The sequence below is a fragment of the Neisseria sp. P0021.S007 genome (assembly GCF_051956855.1).
Window position 1 is genome coordinate 1 of sequence record NZ_JBQCXA010001607.1, and the last position, 456, is coordinate 456.

The 456-nt window shown below is 46.7% G+C and carries 1 protein-coding gene and 1 pseudogene; both read left to right on the top strand.

Annotated features, from left to right (window positions below; genetic code table 11):
• The coding region (locus ACTHUR_RS20510; RefSeq protein ID WP_440400639.1) for an LUD domain-containing protein at positions 1–198 on the top strand (198 nt) is incomplete at its 5' end.
• Positions 195–456, top strand: a pseudogene (locus tag ACTHUR_RS20515) ((Fe-S)-binding protein); the annotation flags it as partial. The gene ACTHUR_RS20510 and the pseudogene ACTHUR_RS20515, both read left to right, overlap by 4 nt.

Here is a 456-nt window from a genome sequence, read left to right on the forward strand (position 1 = left end):
GAATTACATAATGCTGTTGAAGGCGAAAAACTGGTAGAAAAAGGCATGCCTACCAACGTTATTTTGATTCCCGACCCGTCTAAGACTGCTGATATTCAATTGACTTTGGCCTATGGTGCACATGACCCGCGCGATTTGGTGGTTTTGGCCGCTCTGCCTGATCACATTTCCACTGCCGATTTGGAGGAAAAAGCATGAGTTCCCAAACCATCAAATTCCATATGAAGCCGGAAACGTTCAAGCAAAACGCCGCGCTTTCTTTGCAAGACAAACCTTTGCGTAAAAGCTTGTGCACAGCGATGGACATGCTGATGACCAAGCGCACAGCAGTTTTGACAGATGAAGAAGAGCTGCAAAGCATGCGTGACTTGTGTGCGCCTGTCCGTCAACGTTCGTTGTCCACATTGCCTGCATTATTGGAACAGCTGGAAGAAAACATGACCACATTTGGTGTTA